Raw genomic sequence first — 22,981 nt, forward strand, 5'->3', positions numbered from 1 at the left:
GGGATTTTCCCAAGATTATATTGGTACTCTTGGGTATTTATTTTATAAGTTTACTCAGTTTTCTGGCTAAATAGTGGCCGAAGGTGCCAAGGTCTCGGAATATAAAGAAAAGTTTCTCTCTTTTTGTTTGTATAATGCTGAGATCAAATTTTAAACCCTTCATTTCTTTTGTAATTTTTTTCCAGTTTTTATTCGTGGTAAAATAATCTCTACTTTTCTTTGATTCATCTAAGTAGATATAAGAGAAATGAAGTAGTGGGATTGCAAATATATCCTTCTTTTTAGTGTTTTTAATGAGCTCTTTAATTAAAAGAGCACAGCTGTTTAATAATTTGTTCTTTGTTGCCAGATTATTCTCACGCGTAGCGCTGTTTTCTAAGATCCTGTAATTATAAATGCTATCTTTAATTATAAATATATTTTCAATTTCAGTAAGTATCTTCGATACAATAAATGCATCTTCAAAGTGGGTCATATTTGTCGGGAATAGATTATTGAGAAGTAATTCTCGTTTATATACTCTTAACCAAGAGAACCAATTGTTTTCATTGAAAATATTTCGAAGTACTTCATCATTCACTTTATGTAGACCAGATAATAGTGACGGTTGAGACAGATGATAATTTTTCTCAGGTGCACTTTCGAAAAAACAATAGGCATTAAACTGAATTAGATCTGGAGATGTCTGTATTGCAGACAGGATCTTAGAAATATAATCATCTGCTATGATGTCATCGGAGTCTATAAAGGTTATATAGTTACCATTAGCACTCTGTATCCCATTATTTCTTGCCTGACTTACGCCCTGATTTTCTTGGTCAATTACAATAAAATTCTGTTTGAGCGAGTTTGGTAAGTTGTGTATAAATTCATCAACAACCTGTGCAGATTGGTCTGTTGAGCCATCATTGACAATAATAACTTCGATATTATTTTTTATTTGATTCCATACACTTAGTAGACATTCATGAATGTACTTTTCAACATTGTATACAGGAATAATAATACTTAAACAGATCATCGAAGGGATATGGCTAATTTGAGTCATAACCTATTTTATCCTATAATTACCCAAATAACAGTACGTTGTTAGCATGATCCTGAGAAGAGAGCATTGAATGGATATTTCTGTCGTTAGCTTAAAAAATGCACTTGAAAGAAGGGTGCATATAAATAAGCAATTTATGACTCAACAAATTGAATTTCAATATTTTGATGCTATTGAACCTCATCAGATTGATGAGGCACTTAAAAATACAGGAATCGAACTTAAAAATTGTTCTTTAACAAAAGGAGAGATAGGGTGCTTTTTAAGCCATCTCTCTTTGTGGAAAAAAATAATTGATAATAATTTACCCTATATGGCAATTTTTGAAGATGATATTTATTTAGGTTCAGAAGCAAAATCATTTCTAAAAGATAATTCTTGGATACCTGAAAATGTAGAAGTTATTAAACTAGAAGCATTTTCAGATTCAGTTCAGGTGGAGCTTTTTTCTAAAAAAAACCTTATTAATGATCGGTCGTTATTTCTTTTAAAAGGGCGACATTTGGGTACGGCAGGCTATATTATTTCTAACGCAGGAGCTAGGAACTTATTTAATTATATAAGTGATCTGGATGTTTTGAAACCAATTGATGATATTATGTTTGATAGCTATATTGCGAAGAAAATGGTGTATCAAATGCAACCAGCACTGTGTGTGCAAGACTTTATTTATAATAAAGAAGTTAAGTTTGTAAGTTGTCTTCAATCAGATCGGTCTCAAAGACACCAGAGTGAAATGATTGCTCCTGTGAAAATAAATAGAATAAGCTTGAAAATAAAAAGAGAAATTTATCGTTTTTTTATTCAAATTTATAATCTACATTATAAAATTTTTGAAAAGAAAATAGAGTTCAAGTAGGCTAGGCTACTTGAACTTATATTTTAGATAATAACGAATCAAATTAAATAAACTTGAAATATTAATTTTCTTTGCCAACTCTTTTAAGAATAGTTTATCTGTTGCCACATTTGGGGTTAAAACTTTATTGGTATAATGTACTGTATGTACTTTTTCTTTATAGCTTTCCTTCTTTTCTTTATCTAACCATGAGCCAATAAAATGATGTGTGGTATAGTTTTGGGGAAGATCTAAACAAAAATAAGAAGAAGAGAAAATATGAATTTTATTAGATCCATCATCTCCAATTTGATTTTCATCTTTATGCGAGTCAATCCCATAAAAGCGAGTTAAAAAATTGCTAATCGTGACCGTATTAGGTGGCTCATCATTGCTGTAAGTCTTTGAGTCATAATAATCTAGCATTCTTTTGGCTAACGAATGCTTAGGCATACTTCCCCAGACCGCAGAAGTAAATGGTATCGTGTCGATTTCAAAACTGCTAAAAGCTTCTAGTGTCAAAAACTCATCTATAGCGTGTTTAATTTCAACATCTGTATCTAGATAAACCCCACCAAATTCATATAACGCAGATGCTCTAACGTAATCTGAGACAAAGGCATACTTTTTTTGTTCATATGCTTTTTGGGTAAAGGGGTGGCTATTGATGTCGAAATTTTCTTCATTCCATAGCTTGATTTCCCAGTCAGGGCATTTTTCTTGCCAACCATTGATATAGTGTTGTAATGGCTCGGGAATTTTTTTCCCCCCAAACCAACAGTAGTGAATAATCTTGGGAATCATGGAACAGAATTTAAGTCTAAGATGTCTTCATAATATAGCATTATTTTTTTACAATTATGATTGCCATAGCATTTTTAGTACATAATTTTATATTCAATTTACCTATTTTTTATGCATTAACGTGATGCTCTTTTAAGGGGCAAAAGATGTCAGATCAAAATTTTTAGGTTCCTGAGTGAGTAATTGTAGAAGTTAAAATGGCGGGAACCTATAGCTTCTGTATTTTACTTAAAATAGTCCATATGCCTTCAATTTTTTATATCAAGAGGTTGTATGTGTTTTGATATACAACCTCATTTGATTTTTATTGTTTTTTGAATTTTGAGCGGATGTAATAGCGTACTATTATTAATAGTTGGGTTAGGTTTATATTTTTGGCTATTTGCTTTAATTGATCTTTTTCCCAAAAAAAATCACTTTCTATTCTATTTGAGTAGTATTTATTATGTAGTTGCTGCTTATATGGTTTTCGATTATTGTGATCCTCTATCCATGAACCAATAAAATGGTGCGTCGTGTAGTTTATTGGAAGATCTAAACAGAAATAGTTGGATGGGAAAATATGAATAACATTGGTATTGTCGCTACCAATTTGATAAGAATCTGTTTTTTTATCTATATGGAAATCAGTAACGAGAATATCTGAAATAAATAGAGTGTTGGGAGGAACTCGATTAGAATAAGTTTTATTATGATAGTAGCCTAAGATTTTTTTTGAAAAACTGTGTTTTGGTATTGATCCCCATACTGCCGTAAAAGGTAAATTAATTCCTTCAAAGCCGCTAAATGCTTCATAATTTAAGAAATTATCAATTGGTAACTTAATTTCGACATCTGTATCTAAGTAAACACCACCAAATTCATATAATGCCCATGCTCGTACATAATCTGAAACAAAAGCATATTTTTTTTGCTCATATGCAGATTGGGTAAATGGATGACTATTAATATCGAAATTTTCTTCATTCCATAGCTTAATTTCCCAATCTGGACATTTTTCTTTCCAACCATTGATATAGTGTTGTAATGGTTCTGGAATATTCTTATTTCCAAACCAGCAATAATGAATAATTTTAGGAATCATTTAGGCAAAGATTAAGTCAAAACAGAATGATAATATATCATTGTTTTATCAAGTTTTTGTAGTTCTAGCGTTTTAGTGTGAATTGTTTTTAATTAAGTTGACGATGGTATTCATAGAAATAAGTTTTAATTATTTATAATAATCTTTATCAGTTGATTCCCCTCTAAATCGTTTATAACCCCACATATATTCAGCAGGAAAGCGGTTGATCATCTGTTCAACTGCTTGATTGAGTGCTGTTGTGGCAACTGTGATATCTCGATCATAGAGTTGTGGATCATTCAGATCATCACAATACACATCAAAACCTTCACCATCTTCACGGCGGAAACAGCTTAAGCCAACTAGGCGACATTGAGTTTTTTGTGCCATTTTACTGGCAAGTGTACTGGTCAGACAGGGAATTCCGAAAAAAGGAACCACAACACCGCCAGAAGGATCAGGAACATGATCAGGCAGAATTACACTGAAACCACCTTGTTTTAGATTCTTAAATAGCGCTTTTACACCCGAAGCATCTGTCGGAACTAAGGTTGCATTGAGGCGTTGACGCGCATGCAGGGCAAATGCATTAAAACTAGAATCCTTCATTGGTTTATACATAATCGTTGGAATGCCATATTGATGCACCCAAGCATTCATCATTTCCCATGTACCCAAATGTGGAGTAATGATGAGTGCGCCACGAGGGTCGCTAAGAGCATCTTTCAGGACTTCCAAATGATGTACCGTATGAATCTGTTGGATGCTCCATTCGGGTGGCATCGCCCAACATTTTCCAGACTCAATATAGCTGAGGCATTGTTTGGTGACGCTTTCTCTGGCGAGCTGTTCTTTTTGTTCTGGACTAAGTTGAGGGTAGGCGAGTTTTAAATTGACTCTGGTTTTCCACAGCATACTTTTATTGGGTTTTTGATTGATAAAGTAAGCTGCCACTTTTGCGATACTACGCAAAAATGCTAAAGGGAGAATACGAAGCAGAGTAATGTAAAACGACATGATCTTAGTCTTGTTTATCTACGTTGCCTTTAAGGACCATATAGATTAATGCGACAAAAATCAGTAGAGCGCCCGCCAAACTACTTACACAGAAGTATAAAATACGTTGGTTGGTATCCATATTGAAGAGTTCATTTGCCAAGATGTAACGCATGAAAAACCATTGAGCAAGTGAAAATACAATAAGTACAATTGCATGTCGACGTACATCAGGACGCATTGCCATAAGACTGACCTCTCAATAAAAAGCAGCCTATTATGCCACTAGAGGACTTGTTCGCAAAGTATAAATTACCTCACCTAACCTCTCCTAAAAGGAGAGGGATTGTATGGATATAAAAAACCCTGCATGAAGCAGGGTTTTTGTTGAAACATAAACTCAAGGTTTATTTTTCTTCAGCTTTTGGCTTTTCGCGTAAACGAATACCTAAATCGCGCAATTGATTTGCTTCAACTGGTGCAGGTGCTTGTGTTAATGGACATTCAGCTGTCTTGGTTTTCGGGAATGCAATTACATCACGAATAGAAGAAGCACCTGTCATTAACATGATCAAGCGGTCAAGACCAAATGCCAAACCACCGTGCGGAGGTGCACCATAACGTAATGCATTCAATAAGAAGCTGAATTTCTCTTCTGCTTCTTCTTCACCAATACCTAAAGCTTCAAAAATTGCTTTTTGCATTTCTAAAGTATAGATACGAAGTGAACCACCACCGATTTCAGTACCGTTCAGTACCATATCGTATGCAACAGACAATGCTTCACCTGGATTGCTCTTCACTTCTTCAACACTTGATTTTGGTAGTGTGAATGGGTGGTGAACAGAAGTCCATTTGCCATCATCAGTTTCTTCGAACATTGGGAAGTCAACAACCCAAAGTGGCGCCCACTCACAAGTTGTCAGTTTCAAGTCATGACCGATTTTCACACGAAGTGCGCCCATCGCATCATTTACAACTTTAGCTTTATCCGCACCAAAGAACACGATGTCGCCATTTTCAGCGCCAACACGTTTTAATAGATCAAGCACGATTGGCTCGATGAATTTAACGATTGGAGATTGAAGACCTTCGATGCCTTTTTCAAGTTCGTTGACTTTGATGTAAGCTAAGCCTTTTGCACCGTAGATGCCTACGAATTTGGTGTATTCATCAATCGCACTACGTGGTAATGAACCAGCACCAGGAACACGTAAAGCAACGATACGGCCTTTAGGATCTTTTGCAGGACCAGCGAATACTTTGAACTCAACATCTTGCATTAAGTCTGCAACGTCAACAAGTTTCAATGGAATACGCATATCTGGTTTGTCAGATGCATAGTCACGCATTGCGTCAGCGTAAGTCATACGTTCAAATTTATCGAATTTTACATTCAATAATTCGTTGAACATTTTAACTGTTAAGCCTTCCATTAAATCCATGATGTCATCGTCACTCATGAACGATGTTTCAACGTCGATTTGGGTAAATTCAGGCTGACGATCCGCACGTAAATCTTCGTCACGGAAACATTTAGCAATTTGGTAATAACGATCGATACCACCAACCATTAACAACTGTTTGAACAATTGTGGTGATTGTGGAAGTGCGTAGAAGCTACCATTTGAAACACGGCTTGGTACTAAATAGTCACGTGCACCTTCTGGCGTTGCGCGTGTCAAAATTGGTGTTTCAACGTCAAGGAAACCATGATCTTCAAAATAGTTACGGATCAAGTTAGTCACTTTAGAGCGGAAACGTAAGCGCTCTAACATTTCTGGACGACGGATGTCCAAGAAACGGTATTTCAAACGAATTTCTTCTGAAATATTGGTGTTTTCGTCATTCAATGGGAATGGCGGAGTATCAGAAGCGGCAAGAACTTCGATCTCTTTACCTAAAACTTCAATCTGACCACTCACCATGTTGGCATTTTCAGTACCTTCATAGCGACGACGAACACGACCTGTAATTTTTAATACAAATTCTGAACGTGCTTTATCTGCTGTTGCGAATGCTTCAGGGGTATCTGGATCGATCACCACCTGTACGAGACCATCACGGTCACGCATATCAAGGAAAATCACACCGCCATGGTCACGGCGACGATGAACCCATCCGCATAAAGTAACTGTTTGATCGATTTGGGCTTCTGTTAAAGAGCCACAGTAATGAGTGCGCATCATATTGAATTATGTATCCAAACTATATTGGCTGTAGACGGTGAATGCGTAAACAGCGCACCACCAATGAAGGGGAGATTATGCCTTGTTGAACGTTTAGTCTCAAGTCTTAATGTTTTCAAGCGAATTTTAAACAGACGCTTTTTGTTAAAATGATTTTAGACGCTCTGTTCGATCCAAAAATAAGAATAATAGACAAGCCATGGTAAAGACCGTTAAGCCAGCTTGGGTAAATTCATTAATCGATTTGCCAATAAAAAAATAGCGTTCACTGTTCCAAAGATCAGGGCTGATATGACGGCTATAGTCTAAAACTGAGAACAGCCCATATAAGATGGAGAAGATGGCACTGATGAGTGCAAATCCTTTGAGCCTAGCTGGAACGGGATAGTGATGTTGATGGGTCTTATAATAATGCCAGCACATTTTCATTAGGAAGGGTAAAGCAATAATAGATGACCCGATCTGTAATATAAAATGTAATGGATAACTAAAACCCAACAGTGAAATGTTCTGAGCTAACATGTCTTTGAAAGCAAAGCTTCGGAAATCAAGATGGGTGAGTCCATCCCAGATTAAGTGTGTGCTGATCCCCAGTATAAGTGCTAGACAACTGAGAAAGCTGAAAGAAATGAAATCATCCAGAGAGTGGATATTTAAAGGATGTCGGATTTCAAGACAGCGATAGGTTACAGGACGATAAATTAAATACCACAAGAGGCAAAAGAATAATCCAATCGGTAGATTCGGAAATAATATACCTGACCATTGGTGTGTTAAAGCGATATCTTCTTGGGTAAATAATCGATAAAGATCGGGTGTCATACATCCAATCGCTAATGCTGCGACAGGCAAATGCCCCTGACTTAGTTTAGATAAAGGTGGGGCAAGTACGGCATGTGAAAGTGTAAAAGGCATATCGTTGAAAAACGACCATTCATTGAATCATGGAGAAGCAGTGTAGCAAATGTTCATTGTTGCACTGTTTTTTATTGCAAAATAAATGAAATGTTATAATATAACAAAAACAACGATCGACTGATTCGAGACCCGATATGTCATTTCCACAGAATATTTTGACCTTATCTATTTTAGCTGTTGTATCTGTATCTACTTTTGCAGCAGAAAATGAGCAAGTAACAAGCTTAGATACTATACGAATTAAAGCACATCCATTAGAGCAAACATCGAAAGATTTTGCGGTTGCCGATACCGTAGTGGATCAAAAACGCTTGCAACAGGGCGCTGTCACCATTGGTGAAGCATTGAGCAGTGAACCTGGAATTTATTCCAATCAATTTGGTGCGGGCTCAAGCCGCCCTGTGATCCGTGGTCAAGATGGGCCACGGGTAAAAGTCTTACAAAACTCCTCTGAAAATATTGACGTATCAACTTTATCTCCTGACCATGCAGTTACTGTAGACCCAGCTTTGGCTCAGCAAGTTGAAGTAATTCGTGGTCCATCTACTTTATTATTTGGTGCTGGCACAGTAGGTGGTTTGGTAAATGTGACGGATAGTAAGATTCCAACCAAAATGCCTGAAAATGGTTATGAAGGTAATGTGGGTTTACGTTACAACACGGGTAGTGATGAAAAGCTGGCAACGGCTGGGGTAACGGTTGCTCTCGGTGATCAAGTGGCCTTGCGTGTTGAAGGCTTAAATCGTGAAGCCAATGACTATATCGCGCCGAACTATGTGCACGAAGGTGAGAAAGAGCGTCGTGTCGGTAATACCTTTGCCAAAGGTGAAACAGTGAATGTCGGTTTGTCTTGGATTTATGATCGCGGTTTTACGGGAATTTCATATAGCAATCGCCAAGATAAGTATGGTCTACCTGGACATAGCCATGAATACGAGAGCTGTAGTGCTCATCTTTCAGGACGTCCTCATTTACATTGTGGCGACCATGATCACGAGGATGGCGATGATCATGGTCATGACGATCACGATCACGACCACGATCATGCACATGAGGCAGGGCCTTGGATTGATCTGAAATCTGAGCGTTATGATGTTCGTACCGAATTGAATGATCCGTTTGCTGGGTTTAAAAAGCTACGTGCACAAGCCAGCTATACTGATTATAAGCATGATGAAATTGAAGAAGATACCATCGCGACTCGCTTTAAAAACAAGGGCTATGATGGTCGTTTAGAGTTGGTACATAATCCAATTGGGTCATGGGAAGGGGTGATTGGAACCCAATATGGGCAACAAAAATTAGAACTCACAGGTGAAGAAGCATTCTTAGCACCAAATACCACGAAGAAGTGGAGTATTTTTGCCTTAGAGCATGCGCAATTTAATGATGTACATGTTGAGTTGGCGCACGTGCGGACCAACAAAAAATTGATATTGAAGATTCCACTAAAAAAGATTTCGACGGTTCAGCCTTTTCGGTTTCTGGCGCTGCAAACTGGGAGTTTGCGCCCAACTACAAACTCTCTTTGGTGACTTCACATCAAGAACGTTTGCCTTTAGCGCAAGAGCTCTATGCCAATGGTGGACATTTTGCGACCAATACCTATGAACTAGGTAATGATCAATTGAAGAAAGAGAAATCCAATAATGTGGAACTCGGTTTCCATTATGACAATAACAAGTTTGATTACCATGTGCATGTCTATCACAATTGGTTTGATGACTATATCTATGCGCAAACTCTAGATCGTTATAAAGATTTCCGTTTAGTGGAATATACCCAAGATCAGGCACGTTTCTATGGTGCAGAGGCAGAAGCGGGTTACCAAATCTCGGACATGTATAAAGTGGGCGTGTTTGGTGATTATGTTCGTGGCAAGATCGACAATGAAAATGCACCGCGTGTGCCGGCAGGCCGTCTAGGAACCAAAGTAAATGTGGACTTTGGTGATGGCTTTAGCGGTTCGGCTGAATACTATCATGTGTTCCAACAAGATAAGATTGCGGCTTATGAAACTGATACGCAAAGCTATAACATGCTGAATTTAGGTGTGGCATACACAGGTAAATATAGTAAGGCTACAGATTATCGTGTTTATCTAAATGCCAATAATTTGCTCGATGATCAGGTGTATCAACACGCATCGTTCTTATCGACAATTCCGCAAGTTGGACGTAACTTTACTGTTGGGGTGAATTTTAACTTCTAAGTGAGTTAAAAATAGAATATTGAAAAAGCCATTTGTAGGCAGTATACGGTTGTATTGTTCTGCGAATGGCTTTTTTATTTAGGATATGACTTGCAAGCAAGTGCTTTCGAAATAGATAAATAACGATTGCTATTATCTTGATTTTAGCCATAAGCCAACTTCTTGTAAGGTATTGACCAATTTCTTGAGTTTTTGACCTTCAGCCGTGATGGAATATTCAACTTTAACAGGAACTTGTGCATATACTTCTCTTAAAATAAAGCCTTCTTCTTCTAGAAATCGTAGTTCTAAGGTCAGCATTCTTTGCGATATATTTGGAATCGCTCGGCGTAATTCGTTGAAACGCATTGGTTTCTCTAATAGAAACGAAATAATAAGCATACGCCAACGTCCACCTAATACGGTCATCGCTTCTTCTACAGAGCACCCTGAAATATTATCTTTCATTGTGAATTTAAGTATAAAAAAGTTACCTATATAGCAAATTAATGCCTAATTTACAATCTATACCAGATCCTCAATAATGGTTTTTTCTTCTGTATAAGTGATGCCGCGATGGACTATAAAGAAATTGCAAAGAAGACGATTCAGCATTTGTACTCAGCTCATACTTCAATTAGAGCGTCAGGTATAGACCCGACCTTGATTGCATTGGCTGAGCTATACGTTTCTCAGGTGAATGGTTGTGCTTATTGTTGCGCTTACCACGCACAAGAGTTGAGAGATATGGGGCATGAACAAGGGCTGATTGATAAAATTCCAGGCTATAAACATTCAAATGCTTTTTCAGACAAGCAAAAGCTGGTGCTTGAATGGGCTGAAGCAACCACGACCTTATCTGACAAGGTTGAATATATCAAAGCTCAGTTGGCGGAACATTTTAATGAAAGAGAAATTGTTGAGTTGACGACGAGCATTGCATTAATGGGGGCTTTGAATCGACTAAGAATTACTTTGGGTGATCTAGTTTAGTTGTTTTTCATCGATTAACCATGCGTTGTTGAGAAGTGTGTAGGGGTGAACAAATACGAATAGATTAAGGTAAAGATTAATTCTTTATACAATCACCAAATTAGCATTGAAAAATCAAAGCATAAGCTCTAGCCTACATAAAGTTCCCCCTCTTTGATAAAGAGGGTTGGGGAGATTTTTATTCGGCTAGGGCTTTTTTTGTTTATATGCGTATCTTCCAACGAATCCATCGAAAATTAAACTGGTCAGGTCGACGTTACATGGCAGTCATATTGTGTATTTTTGCGATTGGATACATTGCTTCGGCAATTTATCACACTGTAAAACCACTCCCGAAAGGGTTGGATTTTACTGGGCAGTTGCGTCATGCCAATGTGAAATTCTTAGCAGATCAAACCTATATCGATGCGCAAGGTCAACAACAGGTTGATCAGCATATTTTCAAAGAAGTGTTTCAGTTGATTGATCAGGCACAGAGTACCATTGTGCTGGATATGTTCCTGTTTAATCAGGAAGTGGGTAAGTCGACAGTCAAACAGTTTCCTTTGATGCAAGAGCTAACTGATGCCTTAATCGTGAAGCGCCGTTTGCATCCAAATGTCGAAATTGTGGTAATTACCGATCCGATTAATTCGGTTTATGGTGGGTTAACTCCAAAGCATTATCTACAACTACGCCAAGCAGGTGTGGATGTCATCGAAACTGATTTAAAACCATTGCGTGCTTCGAATCCGTTGTGGTCAGGCCTCTGGTATATCTGCTGTCAGACCTTAGGTAATAACCCAGAAGGTGGTTGGTTAAGTAGCCCCTTTGGCAAAGACAAAATTACTCTGCGTAGTTATCTGGAATTGTTTAATTTCAAAGCCAATCACCGTAAAACCTTGGTGGTCGATACTGTGGATGGTTGGAAAAGCCTAGTGACTTCGGCCAATCCGCATGATGGTAGTTCACATCATAGCAATGTGGCTTTGGTGGTGGATGGGCCAACAGCGATTGATGTGTTACAAACCGAACAAGCTGTGGCCAATATGTCTAAAGGTTCGAGCCCATTTGTGATTATGGGCGGGCTAGCCGAAGATAAAACATTGCCACAAGTGCAAGTGCTGACTGAAAAAGCCATTTACGATGCTGTGCTGAAAATGATTCAGACTGCGAAAAGTAAAGAGCATCTGGATATGGCGATGTTCTATTTATCAGAACGCAATATCATTGATGCACTCAAGCAGGCACAGCAACGTGGTGTCAACATTCGTATTATGCTTGACCCGAATAAAGATGCATTTGGTCGTCAAAAGAATGGTATTCCCAATCGCCAAGTGGCTTCAGAACTGAATGCAGTCGGTATTCCAATCCGCTGGTGTGATACCCGTGGCGAACAATGTCATAGCAAAATGCTGCTTAAATCAAACGCTCAACAAGCGGAGATCATTCTCGGTTCAGCTAACTTAACTGCGCGTAATCTAAAAAATTATAATCTTGAAACCGATATGCGCGTGATTGGTACAGCGCAAGCACCTGTATTTGAAGATGCGGGGCAATACTTTGATGCTGCATGGACCAACGCCAATGGCCGTCAAATCACGGTGGATTATGCAAAATATGCCGATGAGTCAAAAGTGAAATACTGGATCTATCGTTTTATGGAATGGTCAGGTTTATCCACTTTTTAATTCAGCATAAATAGAGTTCTGCACAATGGCGAAAATTAAACTGAATATCAGACAGGATGATGAGATTGATTTAGATGTACATCAATTCAATCATTATGCAGATATTGTTGAAATTCAAAGTTGGGCAGAACTCTTGGAGTGCTATCTCGCCCTTAAACAGGATGTTTATCCTAAAAAAGTGTTTCTGGTTTTAGATGATAGAGCACAGGCAGAATACACCTCTATGCATGCTCAGTTGGGTGATCAGCTTTATTTTGACGATAGCCAATATTTTGAAGGAATCGAAGATCTTGGCAGCCAAGACAGTCGTCTGATTGAAACGAATATTGTCACCCCTTTGTTGTTTCAGCATCATGTGCAACAGTTGAGTCATTCAGACCACCAGCGAAGCTTTGAAAGCATGGCTGGAAAAATGCAGCACTATGATCAGAGTGATCTCGATGCGCTCATTTACTTCAATCAACAGCTATTGATCTCTCGCAATACTGAAATGATGGTTAAAGTGGCGGCTGTTGAAACAGAAGCATTGAAACTGGCGATGCTACCGAATGGCTATTTTTCTTGTGATTTTGATCCCTTCGAGAATTATGCGCTGATTCAGAAAATGCAGCACTATGGCTTCGAATTTATCGGACTTGGAGCAGCGTTATTGGGATGGATTAAAACCCCAGATTTTAAAGCAGAAAAAATTGAAGATTTAGTTCAGGATCTCGCTTTGATTTATCCTTTAGATTCCGCCCATCAAAAGGCAATGAAAGACCTGATTTTTAAAAATAATTATCTGATTTTACCTTATTCTGAATCACCACAAGAATATCTAGGTTACGACTTATCCTGATTCAGAACCTGAGCTCAACAAGCTGAATGTGAACCTTTACTTGGTATTCAGCTTGTTGAAAGATATACATCATCAATAAAAAAATTAAGGGCTAGGTGGGATCAATTGATCTAAATCTTTATCGGCCATTTGATCAAGTTCGCTTAAATCTGTTTTGATTTTCCACTGACTTTCATCCTCGACAGGATTCGGTAAACGGGCTTCTAACCAGTCACAGACCACATCAGGAGTGAATTCTGGATGATTACATTGGATTACCCAAGCCAAGAAATCTTTGGCTTCACCGTTCATATAGGGCGGTGGAGACACTGGGAAGAACTGGGTTGGTAAACGTTCATTGGTGGATAAATAATTGAGAACATGTCCAAGTTCTTGGACTGTTTGCCATGCCAACGGATGTTCAACATCAATATTGAATTTAAACCACCATGCATGTTGACCATCTGCACCATGCGCAACGATACGCGCTTCTTGCACACTTGGAACTTTGCAAAAGAATTGATAGAGACGATCAAAATTCATTTCAGCCACAGATGTTGCCTTAAAACCAAAAAAATGATTTTAGCATATCTCAGCGGAGCTGTAGCTCGCTGCTGTTTATCTTGGGAATTCAACAGCTAATCTGAAAAAATATTATTACAACAGTGGCGCTTATTTTTTATTCTAAAATAGAAAGATACTCTGCTTTTAGGGAGATCACGATGAAGCAATCTAAACTTTATATCTATGGCTTGATTAGCTTTCTCAGCGGTCTCCCTGTAATGAGCTATGCCGATAATGCATGGGGTGGATATAGTGGGGTAGAGCGTCGTTCTTATCATCAAAATACACCTGCCTATCAGCCGCCTGCGCAAGACCCATTTGCGTTCTCGAATCAGCGTGCGACACCAACTGCACCACCGAAGGGCTATTATTATCAGCCGAATCAAAATAACTATTATCCTCACCCGAATCATCGACCGGGTGTTCGTGTTGAATATTATCCAGAGACTCAATATGACCGCAGCTATCGCCGTGAGTCTTTTGTGGTGGGCAATGAATTACCAGGTGAGTTCCGCAGTGAGCGCTATGTGGTTCGTGACTGGGGCTATTATTCCTTACGTGAACCACCAAGTGGCAGACATTGGGTCGTCGTCGATGGACGTTATCTTTTAGTGACTGATGATAATTTTACCATTGAGATTATTCGCTGATTTTTGATGGTTTTTAAAATGAAGCCTCTAGAGCATTCTCCATAATTTCTCGCTATTCATTACAAAGCTTTGCAATGTCGTGAGTTTTATTCATGCTTTCTCCTTGAGTTTTTCTTAATCTGATTTCAGATCGAAAAACAGAGGATTAAAGAATGAAGAAGACAGTAGTATTACTGGTATCAACACTTATGTTGGGTGTTTCTGCCTCAGCTATGGCGGATTCAAATCGTTGGAATCATGATCATAAAGATCGCTACGATAACCGCTATGATCGTTATGACCACCGTTATGATCATCGTGAACAACCGCGCTGGTCGAATGGCGACCGTGGTAATCATTATGGTCAACGTATTAACTTCAAGCGTGGCGAGCGTTTACCATCAGAATTCCGTAGTAATCGTTATGTAGTTTCGAACTATCGTACTCACCGTTTATATGAACCACCTCGCGGCTATAACTGGATGCAGGTACAAGGCAAATATGTTTTAGTCGACTCGAAATATCGTGTTTTCCGAGTTGCATAACAAATGCAATAAAAAAGCAGGCCATGTGCCTGCTTTTTTATTTATGCCAATTCGTCATCTTGTGGTCGAGGTGTTTTGTTGGAAGGCAATTGTTGTTCTTGATCCTTACCTCGAATCACAGAAGGGTAGTTCCATGACGCAAATCGGACCACCAAAATTGCCACCGCTAAAATCAAGATCGAACCTGTGGTAATCACCAAATCCATAGAAGCTTTATGGTTGTGCTGAATATCGGCAATCAACAGACGGGTGAGTGCAGTAATCGCGACATAAATCAAAAAGCGCACCGGCATGTGATTGGTTTTGAAATAAATCCCGACCATGGCGCCTAATTCTAAATAGATAAACAGTAGTAAGATGTCATCAATAGTGGCGTACTGTTTTACGGTTAAAATTTCAATCACGGTATGCACGGCTGACCATGCGATCATACAGCCGATAATAAATAAGGCTAAATAATGAAAGGCTTCAACCGCGTAGTGACCGAAGCGATCAAGTAGGCGAGGTAAGCCTTCAAGTTTCTCTTTAGAGTTCGACATAGCGATTTATATTCTCAACATGATCATTAGAATGTTATGCAAGTTTTATGCTGATTTTATTATAGCGATAAAAAAACTGCCTCAACCAAATGATTGAGGCAGTTTTTAACATCACGCCAAAATTAAGCTTGGTTGGTGAAGTAATCTTCGCTGAAGTTCATGATCAAGTCAGAACCTGCTTTGATTTTCGCTAAACGTGCATCTAATTCAGGCAAGATACGGTCTACAAAGTATTGTGCTAATGCAATTTTGTTTTGGTAGAAATCACCAGACTTGTCTTTTGCAGCAGCAGCGATTTTTGCAAACATATATGCGAAGCTGAGTAAGCCTACTGCATGTAAATAGTCAACCGCAGCGGAGTTCGGGAAGTTAACATTTTCAGCTGCTTGCTCGATAATGAACTGCGTGATTGCTTCAATTTCAGTTGCAGCGTCTAAAGTTGCATCTTTAATGAAGTTCAAATCAGTGTCTAGATCATTGGCGAAGTCACGGATTTCAGTGATGTACTCAGCAATGAATGCACCGCCACATTTAATGGTTTTACGACCAATTAAATCTTGAGACTGAACACCGTTAGTCCCTTCGTAAATTTGAGCAATACGAAGATCACGGATACATTGTTCCATACCCCATTCACGGATATAACCGTGACCACCAAACACCATTTGTGCATCTAAGGTTGCTTGGAAGGCAGTATCAGTGAGATAAGCTTTCGCGATAGGCGTTAACAGTGCAACGCGGTTGTTCGCTTGCTTCACAGCTTCTGCATCAGTCGAGAATTTAGTAATGTCTAACTGTTGACCTACATAAACTGCAAATGCACGTGATGCTTCGTTATTGGCGCGTACGTTCAGTAACATACGACGGACATCACCATGCACTAAAATGCTGTCTGCTGGTTTATTTGGTGATTGAACGCCTGCTGCACTACGGCCTTGCAAACGGTCAGTCGCGTATTGTGCTGCATTTTGATACGCAAATTCAGAAGCGCCCAGACCTTGAATACCCATCGACAAACGTTCGTAGTTCATCATTACGAACATTGCAGCAAGGCCTTCGTTTTCTTTACCCACGAGGTAGCCTTTGGCACCATCAAAGTTCATCACACATGTTGCCGAGGCTTTGATCCCCATTTTGTGTTCAATTGAACCAGGACCAACAGGGTTGCGTTCACCTAAAGAACCATCTTCATTTAACAGGAACTTTGGAACGATGAATAACGAGATACCACGTGAACCCGCAGGAGCATCAGGTGTCTTCGCAAGCACAAGATGAATGATGTTTTCAGCTAGGTCGTTATCACCACCGGTGATGAAGATTTTAGTACCGGTAATGTTATAAGTACCGTCTTCATTACGTTCAGCTTTAGTTTTGATAATGCCTAAATCTGTACCTGCATGTGGTTCAGTTAAGCACATCGTACCTGACCATTCGCCAGAGTAGATTTTAGGTAAATAGGTTTCTTTTTGCTCTTGTGATGCATAGCTATTTAAGGCCATACCAGCACCCACAGAAAGCAGCGGGTAGAGCATGAATGATGGGTTGGTTGCGAATAACATTTCATCAGACAATACAGTCAGCATTTTTGGCATTGCTTGACCGCCCCATTCTTCATCAGCACCTAAGCCGATCCAACCGCCGTCAGCATATTGACGGAATGCTTCTTTGAAACCTGCTGGAGTGAAAACTTCACCATTTTCCCAACGTGCGCCTTCTTCATCACCCGTACGGTTTAACGGATGTGTCACGTTTTGGGCAAACTTCGCCATTTCTTCTAAAATTGCTTCAGCTGTTGCAGCATCTACATGAGCCAGTTTCTCATTAGACTGCCAAAATTGTTCTGCTTTAAATACATCATTTAAGATGAATTTCATGTCTGCTAAAGGAGCATTGTAAATTGGCATAATCGTTCCCTTCTACGCACCGTTTCATGTGCAAAGTGATCAAATAAAACGAACAAATAAATTGAATCGTATAAATTTAGCATTGATTAAACAAAAAAAGGACGGTCAAAACTGACCAGTCCTTTTTCTGTGATGAACGTTGCATCTCATTCTAAACTATGTTTAGAAAGCGAAGTGTTCCGCATCAAGTTCAAACAATGGCGCAACGCCAGTTGAAAGTACGTCTACATGTGAGCGAACACGTGGCAAGATCTTCTTGAAGTAGAAGCGAGCAGTGGTCACTTTGGCATTGTAGAAGTCAACTTCAGTTGAACCTTCAGCCAATTTCTCTTGAGCAACAAGCGCCATACGTGCCCATAAGTAAGCAAGCGTTACATAACCAGAGAAGTATAAGTAGTCAACCGCAGCTGCACCAACTTCATCCGGGTTTTGCATTGCACGCATACCGATTTGCATGGTGATATCGCCCCATTCTTTGTTTGCAGCAGCTAATGGCGCAATGAACTCTTGCATTGCAGCATTGTCTTTGTTTGCTTCAACAAATTTATGGATAATCTTGGTGAAGTCTTTCAACATTGCACCTTGAGTTTGCAAGACTTTACGACCTAACAAGTCAAGTGCTTGAATCTCAGTTGTACCTTCGTATAAGCAAGCAATACGTGTATCACGTACGATTTGTTCCATACCGTGTTCAGAGATGAAGCCGTGACCACCAAAAACTTGTACACCGTGCTTCGCAGATTCAGAACCTGTTTCAGTTAAGAATGCTTTTGCAATTGGTGTTAACAAAGACAAGATGTTATCAGCAAACTTACGCTCTTCTTCAGTTTCGCCTTTTTCAACGATATCTGCATATTGAGCCAATAAGTAAACCAACGCACGACCGCCTTCAGCAAATGATTTTTGCGTTAAAAGCATGTTACGAACAGCAGGGTGAACAATAATTGGGTCTGCTTCTTTTTCAGGTGCTTTAGGGCCAGAAAGAGAACGCATTGCCAAACGATCTTTCGCATACGCTAAAGCGCCTTGGAAAGAAGATTCAGATGCAGATAAACCTTGAACCGCTGTACCAATACGTGCTGTGTTCATGAAGGTGAACATGCAGTTTAAGCCACGGTTTTCAGGTCCGATCAAGTAACCTTTTGCTTGGTCAAAGTTAATGACACAAGTTGCGTTACCATGGATACCCATTTTGTGTTCGATTGAACCACAACGTACTGCATTACGCTCGCCAACTGAACCATCAGCATTGACGTGGAACTTAGGTACGATGAATAAAGAGATGCCTTTAGTGCCTTTTGGTGCACCTGGTAAACGCGCAAGTACGATATGGATGATGTTCTCAGCCATGTCATGTTCACCAGCAGAGATAAAGATTTTCTCGCCAGAGATTGCGTAACTACCATCAGCATTTGGTTCTGCTTTAGAACGGATGATACCTAAGTCAGAACCTGCATGAGATTCAGTTAAGCACATGGTACCTGTCCAAACGCCTGAAACAAGGTTTGGCAAGTAAGTGTTCTTTTGCTCATCAGAACCGTGATGTTCTAAAGTACGAACAGCACCGTGAGAAAGACCAGGGTACATGCCCCATGACCAGTTTGCAGTACCCACCATTTCAGAGATAGAAATCCCTAAAGAGTTTGGTAATGCTTGACCGCCAAACTCTTCATCAGCAGAAAGAGATGGGAAGCCAAGTTCGATATATTTTTGATACGCTTCTTTAAAGCCTGTAGGCGTTGTTACAACACCGTCATTCCAAGTACAACCTTCACGGTCGCCGACTTGGTTTAAAGGAGAAAGTTCGTTTTCGCAGAAATCAGCCGCTGCTTCTAAATATTGATCAACCAATTCACGGCTTACAGTGTCTTGAAATGCAGGAAGTTTCGCGTAATGTGCTTCAGCATTTAATAATTCGTGCAATACGAACTGCATATCACGTAAGGGTGCTTTGTATTGTGGCATAGCGGGTTCCTCAATACTGGTTAAACCAGAGTTATAATCTTAGTCAATGATAAATGTGCCCAACAGCACCATTTTGTACTGCTAATCGTGCAACAAGTTATAGTTCGGTACAAGCTTTTGCAGGTCATTTCTTAGTGACTGCTAAGTCAAAGTTTATGGTTCAATCTGCTTAAGCGTATAGATTGTAGGTGGTTTTCAGACTTTTGAGTTAAACTGCTGATGTAAAATCGTAAGCAGCTGTGTAATTTAAAATGAACACTCTTTGGCCATAAAAAAAGGCGCTTTAGAAGCGCCGATGAGGAAGAGGGGAATTAAGTAGTTGCGTTAGCTTGACGCTTGAATTGTGATTTGTCTGGGGTAAAGCGAACTTCACAAGTGCCTTCAATTACACGCTTATTCCACTGAATATTCACACGATCACCAATACGTTTCCCTTGGCAAGCTTGTTCAATCTGAGCACGTTGCGCTTGATGTTCCTGACGCATTTGTTCGCGCTGCTCTAAACGTTGTTCTCGTTTGGCCTGCCATTCAGCGCGTTGCTCTGGCGTTAGTGGTGCACGTTGCATATTATGACGGTGGTGGTCACGGTTCATCGACTGTTCTGCTGGCGTTGTCGATTGACAGGCAGCTAAACCTAAAACAGAACCGAGTAGTGTGGTCATCATTGCGATTTTTGTCTTGTTCATTGTTTTATCCAGCATGATCAGTGTTGATTTGATGGTTAAAGATTAGATAATAAAGATGAAGAAACAATGGAGAGTTTTTTTCGACCATGTTGGTTACAATCCACAAATAGAACACTATTGAGACTCAGCTTTTGAATGTTCGTCGCGTGCCTTTAGCTTTACGCTTGTTTTTAACGGTATTACTCACGACCTTGTTGATCGCTACGATTAGCTTGGGGGTCTTGCATTGGACCATGCAAAAGAACTTTGCACGCTATGTGGCCGATGTAGAAATGCAGAAATTGGACCGTTTGATTGCCAACTTAGGCAATGTCTATACGGTTTACCATGACTGGGGTAATGCGATTCAGGCACAAATTTTACAAATTGAGGGCAGTGCAGCTCCTGACGACTATGATCGATTGTCACAATGGTGGTTGCGTCGTCAGTATGATATTGCTTTACAGCAACGTTATTTTAATGACCATACCTTACTCAGCCTGTCTCCAACGCTGGCGCAAAATAATGTCGAAATCAAAAATCGCCAAATCTTTAATGATGAAGAATTAAAAATCCTTAAACAGAATTTACCTTCAGAATACCAACCCTTTGAAGGTTTACGTTTTCCTTTAAGTCAAAGTCAATTCCGTTTAAAGAAAGAAAGTAATGACGGTAAGCAGGAAACCAAACTGAATACACCAGCTGAACATGGTAAAAAGCGCTTTGTTTCGATTCCGGACCGTTTAGGCCTAAGCTCGCGTTTATCTTTGTATGATGAAAAGCAGCAGTTTATTGTGGGTGAACCTGCGACAGATCAAATTGCTTTTCGCCCCATTATTGTAGGGCAAAAGGTCGTTGGCTATTTAGGATTAAAACCTGTTTTAGATCAGGATGATGCATCAAGTATTAATTTCTTTAGTAATCAAAAACGTTATTTACTTTTGGTCTATGCTTTAACCGTACTTTCGAGTCTAGTTGCCGCTTTGTTGATGGCAACTTATTTTAAAAAACCAATTCAACGTTTGTTGAACGCAACTCGCGAACTCACGCGTGGTAATTACCAGCATCAAGTGAAGATCCGTCGTAACGATGAACTTGGTGATTTGTCCAATCAGCTGAATCATTTGGCTGATATCTTGCATCACCATGAAGAATCACGCCGTCAATGGGTATCTGACACCTCACATGAACTGAAAACACCATTGGCTGTATTACAGGCACAGATTGAGGCGATGCAGGATGGAATTCGTAAAGCGACACCAGAGCATCTTGATGCCATGATGCGTCAAGTGAGTAGTTTGAAGAAGTTGACACAGGATTTGGCTGATTTAGCACAGGCAGATGCACAACAGTTGAAATGCTATTTTGCAGATGTTAATCCGTGGGATGTCGTCCTACAAGAAGTTGAAAACTTTAGATCTACATTTGAGCAAAACCAGCTTGAGGTGACATTGTCTGGAGAAGGGGCAATCCTATCTTTAGATCGGGATCGCTTTAAACAGATTATTGTCAATTTGCTGGGTAACTGTGTTCGTTATACCGAACAAGGCGGAAAAATACAGATTCACACTCAACAAAATGAGCAACAATGGATAATGTATGTGGATGATAGTCCATTGGGTGTAAATGATGAGCAACTGGCACGTTTAGGTGAACGCTTCTATCGTGTTGATGATTCACGTACACGTAGCACTGGAGGTACAGGCTTAGGCTTAGCCTTATCATGTAAACTGGCGCAAGCTTTAGGTGGTTCACTGACTTTCGACCATTCACCTTTAGGTGGATTACGTTGTGTGCTGACTTTCTCAAAACAGATTAAATAACTTTTAAATCCTCTTTGGTGGGGGATGATGGATAGGATGAAGACCATGAAACATATTATGTTGGTTGAAGATGAGGTTGAACTCGCACAGTTGGTTCGTGATTATTTAGAAGCTGCTGGTTTTGAAGTCAGTATGTTTCATGATGGTCAGGATGCTTATACCCAGTTTCAGCAACGTAAACCGAGTTTGATGATTTTGGACTTGATGGTGCCACGCATGGATGGCTTGACCATTTGCCGTAAAGTTCGTGAACAGTCTGACCTACCGATCATTATGGTGACTGCGCGTACTGAAGAAATTGACCGTGTGTTAGGTTTGAACATGGGTGCAGATGACTATATCTGTAAGCCATTTAGTCCAAAAGAACTGGTTGCCCGTGTACAGGCTGTTTTGCGTCGTTTGGAACGTAAGGCTGAGCCTGAACAGAATGATTTATTCCGTATTGATAAAGCGCAACAGCGCATCTGGTATCAGCAAAAAGCACTGACTTTGACCCCGACTGAGTTTCGTTTATTAGAGTTGTTCTTAGAACACTTAGGTCAAGTTTATTCTCGTGCACAATTACTTGATCACATTAATCCTGATAGCTTCGATGTTGCCGATCGTGTGATTGATAGTCATATTAAAAACCTGCGCCGTAAGATTACAGAAGCGGCAGATACGGGCAATCGTCATGAATGGATTCAGGCAGTTTATGGTGTGGGTTATCGCTTTGAATATCCAGATGAGTAACTAGATTTACGTTATCCTGTGGATAACCACAGCGTTATCCACAGAAAATGTGGATAGTTTCTTAAGGGTTTTGTAGAAATTATCT

At 39.6% G+C, this 22,981-nt stretch carries 21 protein-coding genes and 1 pseudogene; 9 read left to right on the top strand and 13 right to left on the bottom strand.

From position 1 onward, the window contains the following. Positions 1-37: 37 nt before the first annotated feature. Positions 38-1,048: a glycosyltransferase gene (locus tag FPL17_RS17435; protein ID WP_159886487.1), complete on the bottom strand. Its 1,011-nt coding sequence runs from the start codon at positions 1,046-1,048 to the stop codon at positions 38-40. 70 nt (positions 1,049-1,118) lie between these two features. Here FPL17_RS17435 and FPL17_RS17440 point away from each other — a divergent pair, with 70 nt between their 5' ends. Next, positions 1,119-1,907, top strand: coding sequence for a glycosyltransferase family 25 protein (locus FPL17_RS17440; protein WP_159886489.1), 789 nt, complete (start codon positions 1,119-1,121; stop codon positions 1,905-1,907). 6 nt (positions 1,908-1,913) lie between these two features. Here the strand turns inward: FPL17_RS17440 and FPL17_RS17445 are convergent, their stop codons facing one another. The 6 genes from FPL17_RS17445 to FPL17_RS17470 all read right to left on the bottom strand — a co-directional run bounded on the left by FPL17_RS17445 (position 1,914) and on the right by FPL17_RS17470 (position 7,856). After that, positions 1,914-2,690: a glycosyltransferase family 32 protein gene (locus tag FPL17_RS17445; protein WP_159886491.1), complete on the bottom strand. Its 777-nt coding sequence runs from the start codon at positions 2,688-2,690 to the stop codon at positions 1,914-1,916. A 304-nt stretch (positions 2,691-2,994) separates the two neighbouring features. Beyond that, complete coding sequence (locus FPL17_RS17450; protein ID WP_159886493.1) at positions 2,995-3,774, bottom strand: glycosyltransferase family 32 protein; 780 nt, start codon at positions 3,772-3,774, stop codon at positions 2,995-2,997. 129 nt (positions 3,775-3,903) lie between these two features. Then, the gene (locus tag FPL17_RS17455; protein ID WP_159886495.1) at positions 3,904-4,773 is read right to left on the bottom strand and encodes a lysophospholipid acyltransferase family protein; all 870 of its coding nucleotides are present in this window, start codon (positions 4,771-4,773) and stop codon (positions 3,904-3,906) included. 4 nt (positions 4,774-4,777) lie between these two features. Continuing rightward, positions 4,778-4,999, bottom strand: coding sequence for a hypothetical protein (locus tag FPL17_RS17460; RefSeq protein WP_004802750.1), 222 nt, complete (start codon positions 4,997-4,999; stop codon positions 4,778-4,780). Between the two features lie 160 nt (positions 5,000-5,159). Further along, complete coding sequence (gene aspS, locus FPL17_RS17465; protein ID WP_004652455.1) at positions 5,160-6,941, bottom strand: aspartate--tRNA ligase; 1,782 nt, start codon at positions 6,939-6,941, stop codon at positions 5,160-5,162. 144 nt (positions 6,942-7,085) lie between these two features. Then, complete coding sequence (locus tag FPL17_RS17470; RefSeq protein WP_159886497.1) at positions 7,086-7,856, bottom strand: DUF4184 family protein; 771 nt, start codon at positions 7,854-7,856, stop codon at positions 7,086-7,088. 137 nt (positions 7,857-7,993) lie between these two features. On the opposite strand from FPL17_RS17470, the pseudogene znuD reads away from it, so the two are divergent. Next, positions 7,994-10,071, top strand: a pseudogene (gene znuD, locus FPL17_RS17475) (zinc piracy TonB-dependent receptor ZnuD). A gap of 132 nt (positions 10,072-10,203) precedes the next feature. Here the strand turns inward: znuD and FPL17_RS17480 are convergent. Continuing rightward, entirely contained in the window at positions 10,204-10,518 is a 315-nt protein-coding gene (locus tag FPL17_RS17480) for a winged helix-turn-helix transcriptional regulator (RefSeq protein ID WP_005208839.1), read from the bottom strand. 108 nt (positions 10,519-10,626) lie between these two features. On the opposite strand from FPL17_RS17480, the gene FPL17_RS17485 reads away from it, so the two are divergent. The 3 genes from FPL17_RS17485 to FPL17_RS17495 all read left to right on the top strand — a co-directional run bounded on the left by FPL17_RS17485 (position 10,627) and on the right by FPL17_RS17495 (position 13,551). After that, positions 10,627-11,043 (top strand): carboxymuconolactone decarboxylase family protein, encoded by a 417-nt coding sequence (locus FPL17_RS17485; protein ID WP_159886499.1) that lies wholly within the window; start codon positions 10,627-10,629, stop codon positions 11,041-11,043. Between the two features lie 206 nt (positions 11,044-11,249). Continuing rightward, the gene (locus FPL17_RS17490) at positions 11,250-12,713 is read left to right on the top strand and encodes a phospholipase D family protein (RefSeq protein ID WP_159886501.1); all 1,464 of its coding nucleotides are present in this window, start codon (positions 11,250-11,252) and stop codon (positions 12,711-12,713) included. A gap of 25 nt (positions 12,714-12,738) precedes the next feature. Further along, positions 12,739-13,551, top strand: a complete 813-nt coding sequence (locus tag FPL17_RS17495) for a hypothetical protein (RefSeq protein ID WP_159886503.1) — start codon at positions 12,739-12,741, stop codon at positions 13,549-13,551. 84 nt (positions 13,552-13,635) lie between these two features. Here FPL17_RS17495 and FPL17_RS17500 read toward each other — a convergent pair whose 3' ends face one another. Then, positions 13,636-14,073: a hypothetical protein gene (locus tag FPL17_RS17500; protein ID WP_159886922.1), complete on the bottom strand. Its 438-nt coding sequence runs from the start codon at positions 14,071-14,073 to the stop codon at positions 13,636-13,638. Between the two features lie 179 nt (positions 14,074-14,252). Between FPL17_RS17500 and FPL17_RS17505 the strand changes: the two genes are divergently transcribed. Both FPL17_RS17505 and FPL17_RS17510 read left to right on the top strand, forming a co-directional pair. Further along, entirely contained in the window at positions 14,253-14,744 is a 492-nt protein-coding gene (locus tag FPL17_RS17505) for an RcnB family protein (protein WP_159886505.1), read from the top strand. A 152-nt stretch (positions 14,745-14,896) separates the two neighbouring features. Beyond that, the gene (locus FPL17_RS17510) at positions 14,897-15,268 is read left to right on the top strand and encodes an RcnB family protein (protein WP_016660161.1); all 372 of its coding nucleotides are present in this window, start codon (positions 14,897-14,899) and stop codon (positions 15,266-15,268) included. Between the two features lie 41 nt (positions 15,269-15,309). On the opposite strand, the gene FPL17_RS17515 is transcribed toward FPL17_RS17510, so the two are convergent. The 4 genes from FPL17_RS17515 to FPL17_RS17530 all read right to left on the bottom strand — a co-directional run bounded on the left by FPL17_RS17515 (position 15,310) and on the right by FPL17_RS17530 (position 20,362). After that, a complete protein-coding gene (locus FPL17_RS17515; protein WP_005206182.1) occupies positions 15,310-15,807 on the bottom strand; it encodes a phosphate-starvation-inducible protein PsiE in 498 nt (165 codons plus the stop codon). 122 nt (positions 15,808-15,929) lie between these two features. Next, positions 15,930-17,711: an acyl-CoA dehydrogenase C-terminal domain-containing protein gene (locus tag FPL17_RS17520; RefSeq protein ID WP_159886507.1), complete on the bottom strand. Its 1,782-nt coding sequence runs from the start codon at positions 17,709-17,711 to the stop codon at positions 15,930-15,932. A gap of 162 nt (positions 17,712-17,873) precedes the next feature. Next, positions 17,874-19,676 (bottom strand): acyl-CoA dehydrogenase C-terminal domain-containing protein, encoded by a 1,803-nt coding sequence (locus FPL17_RS17525; protein WP_005193034.1) that lies wholly within the window; start codon positions 19,674-19,676, stop codon positions 17,874-17,876. A 311-nt stretch (positions 19,677-19,987) separates the two neighbouring features. Next, positions 19,988-20,362: a hypothetical protein gene (locus tag FPL17_RS17530; RefSeq protein WP_005193030.1), complete on the bottom strand. Its 375-nt coding sequence runs from the start codon at positions 20,360-20,362 to the stop codon at positions 19,988-19,990. A gap of 131 nt (positions 20,363-20,493) precedes the next feature. Here FPL17_RS17530 and baeS point away from each other — a divergent pair, with 131 nt between their 5' ends. Further along, a complete protein-coding gene (gene baeS, locus FPL17_RS17535) occupies positions 20,494-22,164 on the top strand; it encodes a sensor histidine kinase efflux regulator BaeS (RefSeq protein ID WP_159886509.1) in 1,671 nt (556 codons plus the stop codon). A gap of 45 nt (positions 22,165-22,209) precedes the next feature. Further along, positions 22,210-22,896 (top strand): response regulator, encoded by a 687-nt coding sequence (locus FPL17_RS17540; protein WP_005193024.1) that lies wholly within the window; start codon positions 22,210-22,212, stop codon positions 22,894-22,896. The last annotated feature ends 85 nt before the right edge of the window (positions 22,897-22,981 follow it).

Origin of the sequence: Acinetobacter dispersus, from assembly GCF_009884975.1 — a bacterium.
In the GTDB taxonomy this organism is placed as follows: domain Bacteria; phylum Pseudomonadota; class Gammaproteobacteria; order Pseudomonadales; family Moraxellaceae; genus Acinetobacter; species Acinetobacter dispersus.